The sequence below is a fragment of the Streptomyces sp. NPDC059008 genome, assembly GCF_042749045.1.
Classification (GTDB): domain Bacteria; phylum Actinomycetota; class Actinomycetes; order Streptomycetales; family Streptomycetaceae; genus Streptomyces.
This window is the reverse complement of sequence record NZ_JBHYJC010000002.1, coordinates 37,099-52,435: the sequence shown is the minus strand read 5'-3', so window position 1 is coordinate 52,435 and position 15,337 is coordinate 37,099. Positions and strand designations below refer to the sequence as shown.

Below are 15,337 nucleotides of genomic sequence, written 5' to 3'. Positions count from 1 at the left end.
TCTCCCGCCCGGAAGCGGCGACCGGGGGGGTGCCTCAGCCCTCCTCGGGGCGCTCCTGCAGTGCCCAGCCGTTTCCGTCCGGGTCGTTGAAGTAGACGAACGAGTTCCAGGCCCCACCGGGGCCGTCGGCCATCGCCCCGTCCTCGACGTGCTGCACGGGACTGACCGGGACCCCCCGTTCGACCAGCTGCGCACGGGCCGCGGCGATATCGGAGACCACGAGCTGCAGCCCCTGCACCGAACCGGGCGGCACCCGTGTGACGCCGGCACCGCTCCCGATGACGATCGAGCAGCCCGATCCCGGCGGCGTCAGCTGCACGATGCGCACCTCGGCGTCGCCGACGCAGACGTCGTGGTCCACGGCGAAGCCCAGCTGCTCGCTGTAGAAGCGCTTCGCCCGCTCCACATCGGACACCGGAACCGGCACCAGTTCGAGCTTCCAGTCCATGGCGCGCCGTCCTTCCGTACGGGCGACGGCCCCTGTCCGGGCCGCCGTCACCTCAGGCCTTGTCGCGCTGCAAAAAGTCTAGGGAGCGAAGGCGGATACCCGCATCCTGTGCGCCGCCGAGGCCGCGGGCCCGGACCATGCCATGCCGCCTACGCGATCCCGCCCCTCGGCCTCCTCACCGGACTCGCCCTCCCCCAGGGCCCCACCTCTCCCCTTCTCGGGGCCGTCAGCCTCAGCCGTCGACGAACGTCATGCTCACCTCGTCGTAACGGGTCCCGGCTATTCGGGCCGCGGGGGCCGCGGCGTCGATGGCGGCGAGCTCGTCGGCGGACAGTTCGACGGCGAGTGCGCCGAGGTTCTCCTCCAGGTACTTCTGGCGACGAGTGCCGGGGATCGGCACGACATCGTCCCCTCGGTACTGGACCCAGGCCAGCGCGAGTTGTCCGGCGCTGACGCCCTTCTCCGCGGCGAGTTCGTTCAGCTTGCCGACGATGGCCAGGTTCTGTTCGAGGTTGCCGTCGGCGAAGCGGGGCTGGGTCCGCCGTACGTCGGTCTCCGCCAGCCCCTGCACCGAGGTGTACTGCCCGGTCAGGAAGCCCCGGCCGAGGGGCGAGAACGGCACCAGGCCGATGCCCAGTTCACGGCACACCGGCACGATCTCCTGCTCCAGATCACGGGTCCACAGCGACCACTCGCTCTGCAGCGCGGCGATCGGGTGCACCGCGTGCGCCCGCCGCAGCGTCGTCGCGCTCGCCTCGGACAGTCCGAGGTGCCGCACCTTGCCGGCCGCGACGAGCTCGGCCATCGCACCGACGGTCTCCTCGATCGGTGTGCGGGGGTCGACGCGGTGCTGGTAGTAGAGGTCGATGTGGTCGACCCCGAGCCGGCGCAGCGACGCGTCGCAGGCCTGCCGTACGAAGGCGGCGTCGCCCCGGATCGCGGTCGGCTCGCCGAGCCGGTTGGCGAACCCGAACTTCGTCGCCAGCACCACCTCGTCGCGCCGCCCCGCGATGGCTCGGCCGATCAGCTCTTCGTTGTGCCCCGCACCGTAGAAATCGGAGGTGTCCAGCAGGCTGACGCCGAGGTCGAGCGCCCGGTTGATGGTCGCGATCGACTGTGCGTCGTCCGATTTCCCGTAGCCGTGGCTCATCCCCATACAGCCGAGCCCCTGCGCGGAAACCACCAGGCCACCGAGCTTGCGCGAAGGAATGTTGGTCGTGGTCATGGTGCTGCTACCTCCTGGGCCGGGCCTTTCCCGGAGCCCCTTCGGGACGGTATGCATTGGAGCGCACTCGAAGTCAACGACGCCTGGATTGCGGGTTGCTGTCAGGGTGAGGCGGCAGTTCAGTGCCTACCGGTCCGCACCGTCGCCCCGTCCCCCACCAGGCGGAGTCCCGCGTCAGTCGGTGCTCCCCCAGTCGGTGCCCCACCAGTCGGCTTCCCCCGTCAGCCGGTGCGCCGCTGTCAGTCAGTGGCTCCCGCGATGGCCCGGAGGGCCTGGCAGTGGGCGGTGAAGGTGGCACGGCCGGTGGGCGTCAGGGCGAGCCAGGTGCGCGGGCGCTTGCCGACGTACCCCTTGGTGACGGCGACATAGCCGGCCTTCTCCAGGGTGGCGACCTGGCGCGACAGCACCGAATCGCTCACCTCCACGGTGTCGCGGACGAAGGCGAACTCGGCTTTCTCCGCGGCCGCCAGCGTCGCCACGATGGAGAATCGGACCGGTGCGTGGATGACCTCGTCGAGCCCGTGGCGTGGATGGGTTCCCTGGTGCGGGTCGGTCACCGCCGGGCCTCCAAATAGCCGCCTATCAGCCCGGGAAGGGCAACCACCAGTGCGCCGGGCACCCACCATGCCGCCGCGCCCTGAAACCAGATCAGGCCAGGCACCAGCACCGCGCCGTAGAGCAGCGCCCAGGCGATGATCAGGCCGGCATGCCATCGGCCGAACCCGACCCGGGAGACGCGCTGCCGGGCCGAGTACACCGACAGGCCGGTGATGACGACGACCCAGAAACCGATGCCGAGCGCCACACCATGGGGCTGACCCAACAGCCCTATGGCGAGCACCAGGAGCGCGGAGGCGCAACCGTAGATCACTTGATAGCGGACGTACCACTTCGTGCCGTCCTTGACCGTTGAGCGCAACTCCTGCGCACGGGCCAGTGCGGCCGCCGCGTCCCGTGCCGCGGATGACGCCCCAGAAGCAGACGCGTACTCCGACATGGTGTCAGTCCCCCCTGACGAACCGGTGTTTCTTCTCCCCGCCGGTCCTTCGCCGGCCTCGTGCATTCATCGTGACAAGAACTTTCCAATCTGACAAGTACTTTCCGGCCAGACCCTGCTCGCTCCCTCCGCAGCCCCGCTCTCCTCAGCGCCGCTCTCCGCAGCCCCGCTCTCCACGGCCCCCGCTCCAACCCGTCGTCCCGCCCCACCCCACCCCCTCATGTGCCCCCGCCCCAGGTCAGGTACTGTTGCGTGCCAGCAGTGGACCGACCGAGGAGGTGAGACCGATACCCCGCCAGAGCAGGCAGGCGCTTTCGTCTCACGCCCGTACGGCCACCCGATGCAGGTGACCGTCCGGCACACGTGACCCGGTAAGCGCCCTCGGCGCCCCGAAAGGGCTCACATGTCGTCATCTCCGAAGTCACCGCCCGCGCAGTTCTCGCCTTTCGCCCCCGCGCAGTCGCCACCTCTCACGCCTGGGCAGTCGTCACCTCTCACCCCTGGGCACGTAGCGCCACTCCCCCGCTCCACCGTCGTCGCCAGGCTGCGCGCAGCCGGCTGTGTCTTCGCCGAGGACGAGGCGGAGTTGCTCGTCTCCGCGGCGCGTACGCCGGACGAACTCGCCGTCATGGTCGAGCAGCGAGTCGTCGGCCTGCCCCTTGAACACGTCGTCGGCTGGGCGGAGTTCCGCGGCCTGCGGGTCGCCGTCGACCCCGGTGTCTTCGTGCCCCGGCGCCGCACCGAATTCCTCGTGGGGCGGGCCGTGGAGCTCGGCCGCCGGACCACCGGCCGCACCCGGCGTCCCCTCGTCGCCGTCGACCTGTGCTGCGGCTCCGGCGCGGTGGGCGCCGCGCTGGCCGACGGCCTGGAACGGGTCGAGTTGTACGCCGCCGACATCGAGCCCGCGGCGGTGCGCTGCGCCCGCCGCAACGTCGCCGCCATGGGCGGCGAGGTCTACGAGGGCGACCTCTTCGACCCGCTGCCCGCCGCCCTGCGGGGGCGCATCGACATCCTGGTGGCCAACGTCCCCTACGTACCGTCCGAAGAGGTCGGGCTGCTGCCCCCGGAGGCGCGTGACCACGAGCCGCTGGTGGCGCTCGACGGCGGTGCGGACGGGCTCGACGTGCTGCGGCGGGTGACCGCGGCCGCCCCGCGGTGGCTGGCGCCGGGCGGCCATCTGCTGGTCGAGACGAGCGAACGTCAGGCGCCCCGGGCCGTCGAGGCCTTCACCCGCAACGGACTGCTCGCCCGGGTGGACTCCTCCGACGAGCTGTACGCCACGATCGTCGTCGGGACCCGCCCGGACTGACGGCGGGGCGGGCCCGGTGTCCGCTCGTCGGCGCCGCGCCCGCCGTCAGGCCCGCTTCCGGTCGGGGTGCCGGGCCAGCGCGGCGTCGGCGGTGTCGAGGATGTTGCGGAACGTGCGGGTGATGACCGGCCGTGCGAGGCGCCGGGTGAGGAAGGCGCCGAGCAGGGGGACCGGGATCTCGGCGCGGGTGGTCCAGCACACCTGGGTGCCGCCGTCGACCTCGGTGAACGTCATCCGGCCGAGTTCGTGCCGGGACGGCGGCAGGCTGCGTTCGACGACGTACTCGGTGGCATACGGCGGGTCGTACCGGGTGATGCGTTCCCGGAACCAGCCGATGAGCCAGAGGTGGTTGCGTACCGCGCCGACCCCGTAGGGCGCGGACTCGCCGTGCCGGGTGAGGCGGCAGCGCAGGATCAGCGGCGAGGCCGTGTAGTGGGTGGTCGTGGTCAGCCAGGCGAACACGTCCTCGATCGGGGCGTCGATGACGCGCTCGACGGTCATGGTTTCCACGGCTGGTGGCCTCCTCGGTCGAGTGGGAGCACCGTCTCGGCGCGGTGCAGCTTGTCGGGGTTGCGGATGCCGTAGAGGCCGGTGATCCGTCCGTCGTGGATCTCGAACGCGACCAGCCAGTCGAGTTCGCCGTCGGTGACGAACCGGGCCGCGGGCATGCCGTTGTAGGTGGCGTGCTCGATGCGGGTCGCCGCGGTGGTGGTGCGCAGCACGCCGAGGACGAAGCGGGCCACCTCGGCGCGGCCGGTGATCGGGCGGCGGGCGGCGACCACCTTCCCGCCGCCGTCGGAGATCTGCACGACGTCGGGGGCCAACAGGTCCATCAGCGCCTGGACTTCGCCGGTCGTCGCCGCGAGCAGGAACCGCTGGACGACCTCGCGGGCGGCACCGGAGTCGGGCTCGAAGCGGCGGCGCCGCGCGTGGACGTGCCGGCGTGCCCGGTGGGCGATCTGCCGGACGGCGACCTCGGTCCTGCCGACCGAGGCGGCGATCTCGCCGTGGGTGTAGCCGAACACCTCGTGCAGTACGAAGACCGCGCGTTCGGTCGGGTTGAGCGTCTCCAGGACGAGCATCATGGCCATCGACACCGACTCGGCCAGGATCGTGTCGTCGCTCACGTCGGGCGCGGTGCGGATCGGCTCGGGCAGCCAGGGGCCGACGTAGTCCTCGCGCCGTGCCCTGACCGTGCGCAGGTGGTTGAGGGCCTGCCGGGTCACCACGCGGACCAGGTAGGCGCGCGGATGCTCGACCGTGGCCGGATCGACCGCGCTCCACCGCAGATAGCTCTCCTGCAGCACGTCCTCGGCGTCGGCGGCGCTGCCCAGCATCTCGTAGGCGATGGTGAACAGCAGTGGACGGTGTTCGGTGAAGGCGTCCTCAACCATGGCCCGCCCCCACCATGAGCATGCGTGCGTACCCCGACATCACACCCGGCTCCTCTCCTCGGACGCCCATCGAGACACCCCGCGCCGGCAAACCGTGACAGCCCGCGGGTGTGATTCACTTCACGACACCGCCCGGTGGGGCCGGAGCGCCCCACACCCCCCTTGCAGGAACGCGGGGCGACGCACTCCCCCCGGGCTCAACCGCTGTGCACGGGGCGGGAGTCGGGGAGTGTGTCGGTCGGCCAGAGGGTGTCGGGGAAGGCGGCCTCGTCGGAGTCGGTGTCGGGCATCAGGGTGGTGAGCAGCTGCCGGGCGGTCTTCGCCTGGTCGGCGGCGCGGGGCAGCATGACGCCCTCGTAGGCGTCGAGTGCCGCGTCGACGGTGGGGTGGCCGATGACGGCCTGGGCGAGTTCGGCGCCGTCGAGCAGGGCGAGGTTGGCGCCGACGCCGACGGGCGGCATGAGGTGGGCGGCGTCGCCGAGCAGGGTGACGCCAGGAACGCGCTGCCAGGTGTGGGGAACGGGCAGGACGAACATCGGCCGGTTGAGGAAACCGCCCTCGTTGTCGCGCAGGATCTCCAGCAGGCTCTCGTGCCAGCCCTGGTACTGGGCGAGGAGTCGGGCGCGTACGGCGTCGGTGTCCGCGAGGTCGAGGCCGGCGTGCCAGTCCTGGGGGCCGCGGAAGGTGACGTAGACGCGCACATGTCCGTTGCTGTTGCGCTGCATCACCAGGCTGCGGCGGCCCGCCTTGGCGGACATGGTGCCGCGGCCGACCAGGTGGGCGATGCCGGGGTGGCGGCGGTCGACGTCGTCGAAGTGGGTTTCCACCATCGTGACGCCGGCGTAGGCGGGCCGGGCGTCGGAGAGCGCGGGGCGCACCCGGGACCAGGCGCCGTCGGCGCCGACGACCAGGTCGAAGTCCTCGGTGGTGCGGTCGTGGTGGTGCAGGCGGGCGGCGCCGTTCGGTAGCGGGGTGGCAGCCCTGACGGAGTGGCCCCAGCGGACCGTGCCGGGGGCGAGGGAGTCCAGCAGGAGGGTGCGCAGCTGGCCGCGGTCGATCTCGGGCCTGCTCAGATCGCCCTCGTCGGCCCGGTCGTGGCGTATCAGGGTCGCGTGGCGGTCGTACAGGCGCCACTCCTGGCTTTCGGGCCGGGACAGGGCGAGGAACCGGTCGAAGAGTCCGGCCGCGCGCAGGGCGACCTGGCCGGTGTCCTCGTGGATGTCGAGGGTGCCGCCCTGCGCGCGGGAGCGGGGGTCGGCCTCCTGCTCGAGGACCGTGACCGGCACGCCGTGCCGCTGCAGGACGCGGGCGCAGACGAGGCCGCCGAGTCCGGCGCCGACGATCGCGATGCGGGGAGTGGTGGACATGAGGGGCACGCTCCGTTCTACGGATCAAGGGAGTGCCGGCGAAGAGGGCACTGACGAAGAGGGCGCTGACGACAGGGGTGCCGAGGGGTGTCGCCTCCCGGGGTCCGGCAGCTCAGTGCCGCCGGTCGGGTGCGCCCATCCACAGAAACACAGCAGCTCCAAAAGTACAACTGCTCCGACTTTCTAGTCGATCGCCTTTATGATCAAATCCCCTCAAGGGGTAGGGTGGGGGCATGGCCGAGACGACGACAGGGCGCCGTGAGCGCAAGAAGGCCCAGACCAGGCAGGCCCTGGCGGATGCCGCGGTGCGGCTGTTCACCGAGCGCGGCTTCGACGACGTCGGCGTACGCGAGGTGGCCGAAGCGGCCGACGTCTCGCTGAGCACGCTCTTCAAGCACTTCCCCAGCAAGGAAGCCCTCGTCTTCGACCTGGACGCGGACGTCGAGAACGCGCTGGTCGCCGCGGTCCGCGACCGGGCCCCCGGCCAGTCCGTGCTGCACGCCCTGCGCGACCACATGGTCCGCAGCCGTACCGCCGTCCGGACCGACGACCCCACGTTCGTCCTCGTCGAATCCACGCCCGCGCTGCGGGACTACGCCCGGCGCATGTGGTCGCGCCACGAGAAGGCACTGGCCGCCGCCCTCGCCGAGGCCACCGGGCTCGCCCCGGACTCCCCCGCCGTCGCCGCCCTGGCTCGCTTCACCCTGGAAGCCCCCGGCATCGCCCGCGCCGGTGAGGACCCGGTCCGGACCATGCGCGAGGTGTTCGCCCTGCTGGAAGACGGCTGGGGCGGCACCCCGCTGGCACGGCAGGAAGAACGTCCGGGCGAGGCGTCGGCGAGCTGACTCCACATCGCTTCCCGTCGAGGCTTGCCGCGCAGGCCGAATCCAGGCCGCCGGGGCCGGTCACCGTCACTACGGCGGCGGTGACCGGCCCGCCCGTCGGGCGGCGGCGCCGCGTCCCTTACTCCGGCCGCCCCGCCGTGACGACGTAGTAGTCGAGGACCCCCTCCTCGTAGGCGCGCAGAAAGTTCCGCGGCCAGGTTTCCGGGGCCCACCACCGGCCGAGCCAGAGGTCCCACCCCTGCCAGACGTGCGGCCCGATGGATTCGACGCGGACGTCCGTGAGCCCGGCCGCCGTGAGCGCATCCGCGAGTACGTTCACCGGCCAGGCGATGTCCAGCCCGTTCGCGAACGTGTCCAGCAACCGGGCGAGTTCCTCGGGCCGGCCGGGCGCGTCGTCCACCGTGAAGAAGGTGGCGACGGCCATCCGGCCACCCGGCCGCAGCACCCGCGAGGTCTCCGCGACGAAGGCTTCGAGATCCGGGAAGTGCTGAGCGGCCTCCACACTGATGACGGCATCGAACTCGCCGTCCTCGAAAGGCATCCGCTCCGCGGCCCCCTGGACGAACCGCAACCGTCGCGGTACGTCCCGCAGCAGGTCCGCGTGGGCGTCGCGCGCCCGCCGCAGTTGCTGCGGATGGATGTCCATACCGGTCACCGCAGCGGAGCCGTACTCCCGCAGGGTCACCGCACACCCCATGCCCAGCCCACAGCCCACTTCAAGGACCTTCGGTCCCGTCGACTCCGGCGGCTCCGTCGGCTCCCTGCGCAGACCGGCGGCGCCGAGGACGTGCCGGTAGAGGTCCTCCTGGCTGCGCACCCGTTCCGCCTCGCCGAGCGGGAGGCTCAGGTCGAGGGCGCGCCAGTACCCGAAGTTGATGAATCCACCGGCGAAGATCGGCTTCCCGCTCAGATCGGCCGGGCCGTACACCTCCTGCACCATGGGACGCATGGCGGGGAGACCGGTTCGCTCAGCACTGTCCGTCATAGTGCCCACCTCCTGAAAGCGCATGTCGTGCGGGGTCACTTGCTGTCCGTGCCATCCACGTCGACTCATCGTGTGGCCTGGTTGCCCATGCCGCGGGCGTACCCCGCGGTTTTCCGCCAGGGCGAGGCCGCACCGGGCCGGGCTCGGTCACTTGTCCGGTCCCGAGCCGGGTCGTTCGCCGTCATTCCACCGAGGCGCTCGGCAGCGGGCCCGGTCGTTCAGGCTTCCTCGTCAGCGGACCTGGTCGCTCTTCGGCCCGATGTCCTTGATCCTGGTGGGAGTTCCGTCCGGGGTGAACGAGTGGTGGAAGGTGAAGGCGTGCGGCGCGGAGCCGTGGTCGTGGAGGTATTCCAGCCTGGAAACCCCGTCCCGCCAGGTGGGTATCACGCCGTCGGAGACCCACCAGCAGACGTGGCTCGGGTGTTCTGTCCTCTCGAACCAGTCGTGACGCCTGTTCAGCGCCTCGCGGTGCAGACCGGTGTAGACGGCGTCGAAGGCGAGGCGCAGGTCGGTCCAGAGCGAGAGGGTCGCGTCCAGGACGGCGGTTTCCACGGTGCGGCCCTTGTCGTACCAGGTCGGTACGGCGAACTCGCCCCATGCACCCCAGTCCAAGTCGAAGTGTGTGCCCCGGCTGCGGTCTGCCGCTTCGGCACGAGTGAGGTACCCGGGGTGCTGGCTGATCTTCCGGTAGATGGCCTCGCCGCTGCCGTGGAGTTCGCGCGTGAGAGGTCCGGGATCGGCGAGAGGTGACTTCAGGACGCCGAATGTGTACAGCGCAAGATGGGGCATGCGTCTCTCCCTGGTGGGGGTGCCTGGTGTGGACCCGGTTCGGTGGCTTGGGCATGGGGCATGGGGCGAGGGTTCGTGGGGCGTGACAGCTCGTCCCGTCACGGGTGGCTCAGTCCGAAGGAACTCCCCTGCGACCGTGGGCGATCGCCGAAGACCAGGTGAAGGTAGCGGCCTCCGCGGGCCCTGTCGAAGTTGCGTTTTCCCTGTACAAGTGGCCTCGTGCACAGGTCCTTTGCGGGGGCTGGGACGGTGGCGTCGCCTGCCGTCGTGGACGTCCGCGTCGGCCCGGCGACCGGGGAGGTCTATCGGCTGGATCGCTCGGCTCGCACCTGCTGTGACCGAGCGCTTCAGTCGGCCCGACCGACCAGATAGGCGCTCAGTAGTCGGTGGAGCCGACCCCAGGGCCCCGTACCCGTACTGTCGGTCCGTGATGATCAAAACGGGCGGCTCGCGCAGCCTCGGCCTCCCCGCCCCTGAGGCGCGGTTGCGCTTCGAGACGGAACGGCAGGAGATCGGCGGCGGGCCGCGGCGCCGCTTGCTCATGGTCGACGACGAGCCCGCCTTCGAGCTCAGCTTCTACTGCGGAACGTGCCCACTCCTGTTCCGCCGATTGGAGACCGCGCGGGAGAAGTTGTCCCTGGAGAGCGTGCAGGAACGACTCACCGGTGCGCTGGACGATCCGGATGACGCCGGCGTGATCGAGGCATTCGGTGCGTTGCTGCCGGAGGGCGAGTACCTCCCGCTGCTCCTGGACGTAGAACCCCGGCTGGTCGTCCCCGGCAAAGAAGGCGACTACTTCAGCCACGAACAGGTCGCGACGTGGGGAGTCGATCAGTTCTGGGGCCTCCCGGAGTACCCGCACACCCCGTACTACCGAACCTTCGAGACCGCCGTCGACGCGGACGCCCACCTCTACGAGTTCATCGTGCCCATGGTTCCCCCGACGTGGAACGAGAGGGAACGCGTCGAGGAGTACGGAGCACTCATGGAGCAGGGAACGGTCTCCACGGCGGTCGCGATCTCCACGCTCGACGTGTGCCGGCCGGCCCTCGACGTGGGAGACGACCCTTCCGCGCACTGGGGGCTGACCCACTTCCTCCTCGACGGCCACCACAAACTGGAGGCCGCTGCCACAGTCGGCCGGCCGGTGCGGGTCCTCTCGCTCCTGGCCCTGGGCGAGAGCCTGGCCGGAGCGGACGACTGCGCCCGGCTGCCTGCCCTGCGCGCCCGGCCCCGCTCGGCCCGACGAAAGCGCTGAAGGGCCGACGGGAGCGCTACGTCACACCTGCTCGAACCACTTTTGCTAGCGGCTTGCTTGCAATAGTTAGCACGAGGATGCAGTATCGAGTCATGGCATCACTCAACGTCGGCAATCTCGGCGAGTTCCTGCGGGAGCAGCGGCGCACGGCGCAGCTGAGCCTGCGGCAGCTCGCGGATGCCGCCGGGGTGTCCAATCCGTATCTCAGCCAGATCGAGCGCGGCTTGCGCAAGCCGAGCGCGGAGATCCTGCAGCAGCTCGCCAAGGCGCTGCGGATATCCGCCGAGACGCTGTACGTCCAGGCCGGGATCCTGGACGAGCGGCGGGGGCTCGACGGGGTCGAGGTGCAGACCGCGATACTCACCGACCCCGCGCTCAACGAGCGGCAAAAGCAGGTCCTGCTGCAGATCTACGAGTCCTTCCGCAAGGAGAACGGGCTGGTCGGCGGCGACAAGGACGGCACTGCGAGCGGGTCCGGGAACAGGCGCGGCACGGACACCCAGACAGAGGCCGAAGACGGCCCGCACGCCACCTGAGCAACCGATTTCGTTTCCAGGAGGAACCACGTCATGGCCATCAACACCGATGACCTCCGCAAGGCCCTGACCAACACGACCCCGCTGTACGCCCTGGCCGGCACGGTCGACCTGGCCGCCGAGAAGCTCGGCGAGGTGCCGCAGCTCGTCGAGAAGCTCAAGGCCGAGGCGCCCAAGCGCTTCGAGTCCGTGCGCAGCACCGACCCCAAGGACGTCCAGGCGCTGGTCACCAAGCAGGCCAAGGACGCCCAGGAGAAGCTGGCCGAGCTGCTGGACTCGCTCGACGGCGACTTCAAGAAGTTCCGCGACCAGGCGCAGGAGCTCGCGCTGCAGGGCGTGGGCCGGGTCGCCGAGACCGCGGTGCGGGCTCGTGAGGGCTACGAGGAGCTGGCCGAGCGCGGCCGCGGCGCGGTGGCGACCTGGCGCGGCGAGGCCGCCGACCAGGTCGAGGAGCTCGCGGTGGCGATCGAGCCGGAGCCGGCCCCGAAGTCGGCGGCCAAGGGCGGCGCGAAGACCGAGACCGCCAACGGGGCCAAGGCGGAGACCAAGGCCACCCCGTCGACGACCCAGGCCAAGCCCGCCGCCCCGAAGAAGCCGGTCGCGCAGCGCAAGCCGGCACCGGCGAAGAAGAGCACCCCGCCGTCTGCGAAGTGAACCGGCGCCCCCTTTCCCCGGGGACGCGGATCGCCCGGCCGGGCCGGGCACCCTTGAGGTGCCCGGCCCGTTGTCCGGGTACGGTGGGGCCGCGGCGGGCCGGTGGACGGCCGCGGCCGACGAAGACGACACGACCGGCGAACGGGCGGTGTATGGCGTGCTGATCTACGGGTTCCAGAGCCTTCTGAGCTGGGTGCAGCTCGCCCTGGGCATCTATGCCGGCGTGATGCTGATCGATGCGGCGGTGCGCCGCGAGGACGCCTACCGTGCCGCGAGCAAGCAGACCAAGGGCATGTGGCTGATCTTCCTCGCCCTCGCCACGGCGCTGCTGTTCATCCTCCCGATCATGTCGTTCCTGCCGATCATCGGCGTGATCGCGGTGATCGTCTACACCGTCGACGTGCGACCGGCGCTGCGGGAGGTCACCGGCGGCGGGCGCGGCCCGCGGCGCGGCGGCTCCAGCTCGGACGGGCCGTACGGGCCCTACAACGGCGGGCGCTGAGCACCGGGCACACGGCGAGCACATCGGCTCCGGTCCGGCAGCAGTGACCTCAGCGGTCAGCGGTCCAGCAGCAGTACGGCCACGTCGTCGGTCAGCTCGCCGCCGTTGAGGTCGCGTACCTCGCGGACCGTGGCGTCGAGCAGGTCCTCGCCCGTGAGGCCGCGCGCCATCTGCCGGCTGACCATCTCGGTCATGCCCTCCTGGCCCAGGCGCCGGTTGCCCTCGCCGATCCGGCCCTCGATCAGGCCGTCGGTGTACATCATCAGGCTCCAGGAGCCGCCCAGCTCGACCTGCCGGCGCGGCCAGCGGGCCTGCGGCAGCAGACCGAGCGCCGGGCCGCCGCATTCGTACGGCAGCAGCTGCGGGAGCTCGCCGGCGCGGGCCAGCAGGGGGGCCGGGTGGCCGGCCAGGGAGAGGCCGGCGTGGTGGCCGTCGGCGGAGATGTCGACGGTGCAGAGCGTGGCGAAGATCTCGTCGTCGGAGCGCTCGTGCTCCAGGACCTTCTGGAGGGTGGCCAGCAGCTCGTCGCCGGAGAGCCCGGCGAAGGTCAGGGCGCGCCAGGCGATCCGCAGCTCGACTCCGAGGGCTGCCTCGTCGGGGCCGTGGCCGCAGACGTCGCCGATCATCGCGTGGACGGTGCCGTCGGGGGTGCGGACCGTGTCGTAGAAGTCGCCGCCGAGCAGCGCGCGGCTGCGGCCGGGGCGGTAGCAGGCCGCGAAGCGCAGGTCGGAGCCGTCGAGCAGCGGTGTGGGCAGCAGGCCGCGCTCCAGGCGGGCGTTCTCCTGGGCGAGCATCCGCGACTCGGTGAGCTGGCGCTGCGCGAGGTCGGCGCGCTTGCGTTCGACGGCGTAGCGCACGGCGCGGCTGAGGACCGCGCCGTCCAGCTCGTCGCGGAAGAGGTAGTCCTGGGCGCCGACGCGTACGGCGTCGGCGGCGCGCTCGGCGTCCGTCTCGTAGGTCAGGACGAGGACGGCGTGCGAGGGCGCCATCCGCAGGACGTCGTGCAGCATGCCCAGCTCGGCGCCGGGCACGCCGTCCGGGCCGCCGTCGCGCTCGGTGCGGTCGTCGCGCTCCGCCGGGGGCAGGTCGAGCAGGATGCAGTGCACGTCGTCGGTGAGCAGCCGCTCGGCCTCGGTGAGGTTGCGGGCGGTGCGCAGGCGTACCCGGCGGCCCGCCCAGTCCGACATCTCCGGGACATGGCTGTTGGGGTCCTCGCCGATGAGGAGCAGGGTCAGGCCCTGCTGGGGCGTCCCGTGGTCGGCCGAAAGTCGCCGTTCGTCCACAAGCGGCTCCTCGGGCTCCTGGAGGCCCTGCGGCGCCGCGTGGGCGGTCCGCCGGCCGGCGTCGGGTGCCGGGACGCGCACGCCCTGGTCCGTCGCGTCCCCCGCGCCCGGCGCGCCGGCCGCCCGCGCGGAATCCGCGCAGGCGTCGTTCACCGGTCCTGCCTGGTGGGGCAGCACGACCGTCCGCTGGTGCGGTACGGGTACGGGCATCGGTCTGCTTCCTTCCCTCCCCCCGAGGGGGTTCGGTGAGCGCCGACCGGCGCACCACCGTGCCCGGCTCCGCACCCGCCCTTCGGTCTTCCGGGCGGGGCGCGCACCGGCACTGACAGGCGACCATAGCGGCAGCGTGGAGGAAGAGGGAATGGCCGACGGCAATCGGCCATTGTCATATGCCGCACCCGATAAGGCATTTGACCTGCGGCAGCCGGAATGCGGAATGACGAATATCACCCCGCTTGAGTGCATTCAGCTACAACGCGGCAACCCTCGGAGAGGAAACATTCCGGTCATTTATCGTGCGCGACCCTCGTCATGGTGTCCGCCGTCACGATCGGGGCGGACCACTCCGAGGATCGGCATCGAGCCGGCGCCGGTGATCGTCACCTGGCGGCCGGGGCGCGGTGCGTGCACGATGGCGCCGTCCCCGAGATACATGCCGACATGGCTGGCGTCCGAGAAGTAAATGATCAAGTCGCCGGGGCGCATGTCCCGCAGCGCGACGCGCGGCAGCTGCCGCCACTGCTCCTGCGAGGTCCGCGGGATCGTCCGGCCGCCGTGCTGCCAGGCCCGCAGCGTCAGCCCGGAGCAGTCGAAGGTGTCCGGCCCCTCCGCACCCCACACATAATCCTTGCCGATCTGCGCGGTGGCGTACGAAATCGCCTTCTTGCCCGGGGCGGAGGCTTTGTTGCTGATGTCGTCGAGAACACCCGAGTCGAGCCACTTCTGCTGCTCCCGGAAGGCCCGCTCGTCCTCCAGTTTCCGCAGCCAGTCCTTTTCCTTGGCGGCCAGCTTGGATTCCAGCTTCTTTGCCGCGTCGATCTTTTTCTTGATGTCCCGCCGGGCGCTTTCCTTCTTCTTGCGGTTCGCCTCCAGCCGCTCCCAGCGATCGGTGGCGGAGTCCGAATACTTCTTCAAGTCGCCTTCGAGGCGGGTGAGTTCACCGATCACGCGCTTGGCGGCGAGCTGCCCCTTGCGGGCCAGGGTGACATTGTCGAGAAAGGCCTCGGGGTCGGTGTTGAGCACCAGCTTCGCCTCGGCGGGCAGCCCGCCGCCGCGGTACTGGGCGCTGGCCAGCGCGCCCGCCTGCCGCTTGAGGGCGGCCAGCCTGCGCTGGGTGCCGTCGATGCTGCGGGCCAGCCGGACGATCTCCTTCTGCTGGAGCTCGACCTGCTCCTTGGCCGCGTTGTAGGCGTCGGTGGCCCGCTCGGCCTTGCGGTAGAGGGCGTCGATCTTCTGGCGTACGTCGTCGAGGTGCCGGGCGTCGGAGTCGGTCGTAGCGTCGGGTTTGGGGTCGTCGGCGTACGCGGTCCCCGCCGTGGCGCCGAGCAGACCCGTCACGCACAGGACGACGGCCGTGCACGCCACCAGCCGGCCGGCCCGGACGCCGCGCCTGCCCCTTATGCCGCGTACGCCCTCTTCGCCCCCTAGTTCCCGCACACCCCGAACGCCCTGTTGTGCCCCCTGGCGCCCCACCAGCCACCTCCGGTCGTTCCGCACCGATTCGCGTGGTCCTCCGGCGCGGATGC

Annotated in this window: 17 protein-coding genes; 6 read left to right on the top strand and 11 right to left on the bottom strand. The window is 71.1% G+C overall.

Annotated elements, in window-relative coordinates:
• Window positions 1-34: 34 nt before the first annotated feature.
• The 4 genes from ACFWZH_RS03070 to ACFWZH_RS03055 form a co-directional block, all read right to left on the bottom strand.
• Complete coding sequence (locus ACFWZH_RS03070) at window positions 35-448, bottom strand: VOC family protein (protein WP_384424732.1); 414 nt, start codon at window positions 446-448, stop codon at window positions 35-37.
• Window positions 449-680: 232 nt separating this feature from the next.
• Window positions 681-1,673: an aldo/keto reductase gene (locus ACFWZH_RS03065; protein WP_384424730.1), complete on the bottom strand. Its 993-nt coding sequence runs from the start codon at window positions 1,671-1,673 to the stop codon at window positions 681-683.
• Between the two features lie 239 nt (window positions 1,674-1,912).
• Window positions 1,913-2,230: a winged helix-turn-helix domain-containing protein gene (locus ACFWZH_RS03060; protein WP_384424728.1), complete on the bottom strand. Its 318-nt coding sequence runs from the start codon at window positions 2,228-2,230 to the stop codon at window positions 1,913-1,915.
• On the bottom strand, window positions 2,227-2,670 hold the full coding sequence (locus ACFWZH_RS03055) for a hypothetical protein (protein WP_384424726.1): 444 nt from the start codon (window positions 2,668-2,670) through the stop codon (window positions 2,227-2,229). The genes ACFWZH_RS03060 and ACFWZH_RS03055 overlap by 4 nt, the downstream gene beginning before the upstream one ends.
• Window positions 2,671-3,073: 403 nt before the next feature.
• Here ACFWZH_RS03055 and ACFWZH_RS03050 point away from each other — a divergent pair, with 403 nt between their 5' ends.
• Window positions 3,074-3,979, top strand: a complete 906-nt coding sequence (locus ACFWZH_RS03050; protein ID WP_384424725.1) for a putative protein N(5)-glutamine methyltransferase — start codon at window positions 3,074-3,076, stop codon at window positions 3,977-3,979.
• Window positions 3,980-4,024: 45 nt separating this feature from the next.
• On the opposite strand, the gene ACFWZH_RS03045 is transcribed toward ACFWZH_RS03050, so the two are convergent.
• The 3 genes from ACFWZH_RS03045 to ACFWZH_RS03035 form a co-directional block, all read right to left on the bottom strand.
• On the bottom strand, window positions 4,025-4,489 hold the full coding sequence (locus tag ACFWZH_RS03045; protein ID WP_384424723.1) for an SRPBCC family protein: 465 nt from the start codon (window positions 4,487-4,489) through the stop codon (window positions 4,025-4,027).
• On the bottom strand, window positions 4,477-5,373 hold the full coding sequence (locus ACFWZH_RS03040) for an RNA polymerase sigma-70 factor (RefSeq protein WP_384424721.1): 897 nt from the start codon (window positions 5,371-5,373) through the stop codon (window positions 4,477-4,479). The genes ACFWZH_RS03045 and ACFWZH_RS03040 overlap by 13 nt, the downstream gene beginning before the upstream one ends.
• Before the next feature lie 197 nt (window positions 5,374-5,570).
• Window positions 5,571-6,740, bottom strand: coding sequence for an FAD-dependent oxidoreductase (locus ACFWZH_RS03035; protein WP_384424719.1), 1,170 nt, complete (start codon window positions 6,738-6,740; stop codon window positions 5,571-5,573).
• Between the two features lie 233 nt (window positions 6,741-6,973).
• Here ACFWZH_RS03035 and ACFWZH_RS03030 point away from each other — a divergent pair, with 233 nt between their 5' ends.
• Window positions 6,974-7,585, top strand: coding sequence for a TetR/AcrR family transcriptional regulator (locus tag ACFWZH_RS03030; RefSeq protein ID WP_384424717.1), 612 nt, complete (start codon window positions 6,974-6,976; stop codon window positions 7,583-7,585).
• A 118-nt stretch (window positions 7,586-7,703) separates the two neighbouring features.
• Here the strand turns inward: ACFWZH_RS03030 and ACFWZH_RS03025 are convergent, their stop codons facing one another.
• The gene (locus tag ACFWZH_RS03025; protein WP_384424715.1) at window positions 7,704-8,525 is read right to left on the bottom strand and encodes a class I SAM-dependent methyltransferase; all 822 of its coding nucleotides are present in this window, start codon (window positions 8,523-8,525) and stop codon (window positions 7,704-7,706) included.
• A gap of 276 nt (window positions 8,526-8,801) precedes the next feature.
• Window positions 8,802-9,359: a DUF3291 domain-containing protein gene (locus ACFWZH_RS03020; protein WP_384424713.1), complete on the bottom strand. Its 558-nt coding sequence runs from the start codon at window positions 9,357-9,359 to the stop codon at window positions 8,802-8,804.
• Window positions 9,360-9,789: 430 nt separating this feature from the next.
• On the opposite strand from ACFWZH_RS03020, the gene ACFWZH_RS03015 reads away from it, so the two are divergent.
• The 4 genes from ACFWZH_RS03015 (at window position 9,790) to ACFWZH_RS03000 (ending at window position 12,309) form a co-directional block, all read left to right on the top strand.
• Window positions 9,790-10,617, top strand: coding sequence for a hypothetical protein (locus ACFWZH_RS03015; protein WP_384425607.1), 828 nt, complete (start codon window positions 9,790-9,792; stop codon window positions 10,615-10,617).
• A 92-nt stretch (window positions 10,618-10,709) separates the two neighbouring features.
• Window positions 10,710-11,153, top strand: a complete 444-nt coding sequence (locus ACFWZH_RS03010; RefSeq protein WP_384424711.1) for a helix-turn-helix domain-containing protein — start codon at window positions 10,710-10,712, stop codon at window positions 11,151-11,153.
• Window positions 11,154-11,186: 33 nt separating this feature from the next.
• Entirely contained in the window at window positions 11,187-11,807 is a 621-nt protein-coding gene (locus tag ACFWZH_RS03005; RefSeq protein WP_384424709.1) for a hypothetical protein, read from the top strand.
• A gap of 157 nt (window positions 11,808-11,964) precedes the next feature.
• The gene (locus tag ACFWZH_RS03000; RefSeq protein ID WP_384425604.1) at window positions 11,965-12,309 is read left to right on the top strand and encodes a DUF2516 family protein; all 345 of its coding nucleotides are present in this window, start codon (window positions 11,965-11,967) and stop codon (window positions 12,307-12,309) included.
• 56 nt (window positions 12,310-12,365) lie between these two features.
• On the opposite strand, the gene ACFWZH_RS02995 is transcribed toward ACFWZH_RS03000, so the two are convergent.
• Both ACFWZH_RS02995 and ACFWZH_RS02990 read right to left on the bottom strand, forming a co-directional pair.
• Complete coding sequence (locus tag ACFWZH_RS02995; protein WP_384424707.1) at window positions 12,366-13,802, bottom strand: PP2C family protein-serine/threonine phosphatase; 1,437 nt, start codon at window positions 13,800-13,802, stop codon at window positions 12,366-12,368.
• Window positions 13,803-14,102: 300 nt separating this feature from the next.
• Complete coding sequence (locus ACFWZH_RS02990; protein ID WP_384425601.1) at window positions 14,103-15,176, bottom strand: C40 family peptidase; 1,074 nt, start codon at window positions 15,174-15,176, stop codon at window positions 14,103-14,105.
• Between the last annotated feature and the right edge of the window lie 161 nt (window positions 15,177-15,337).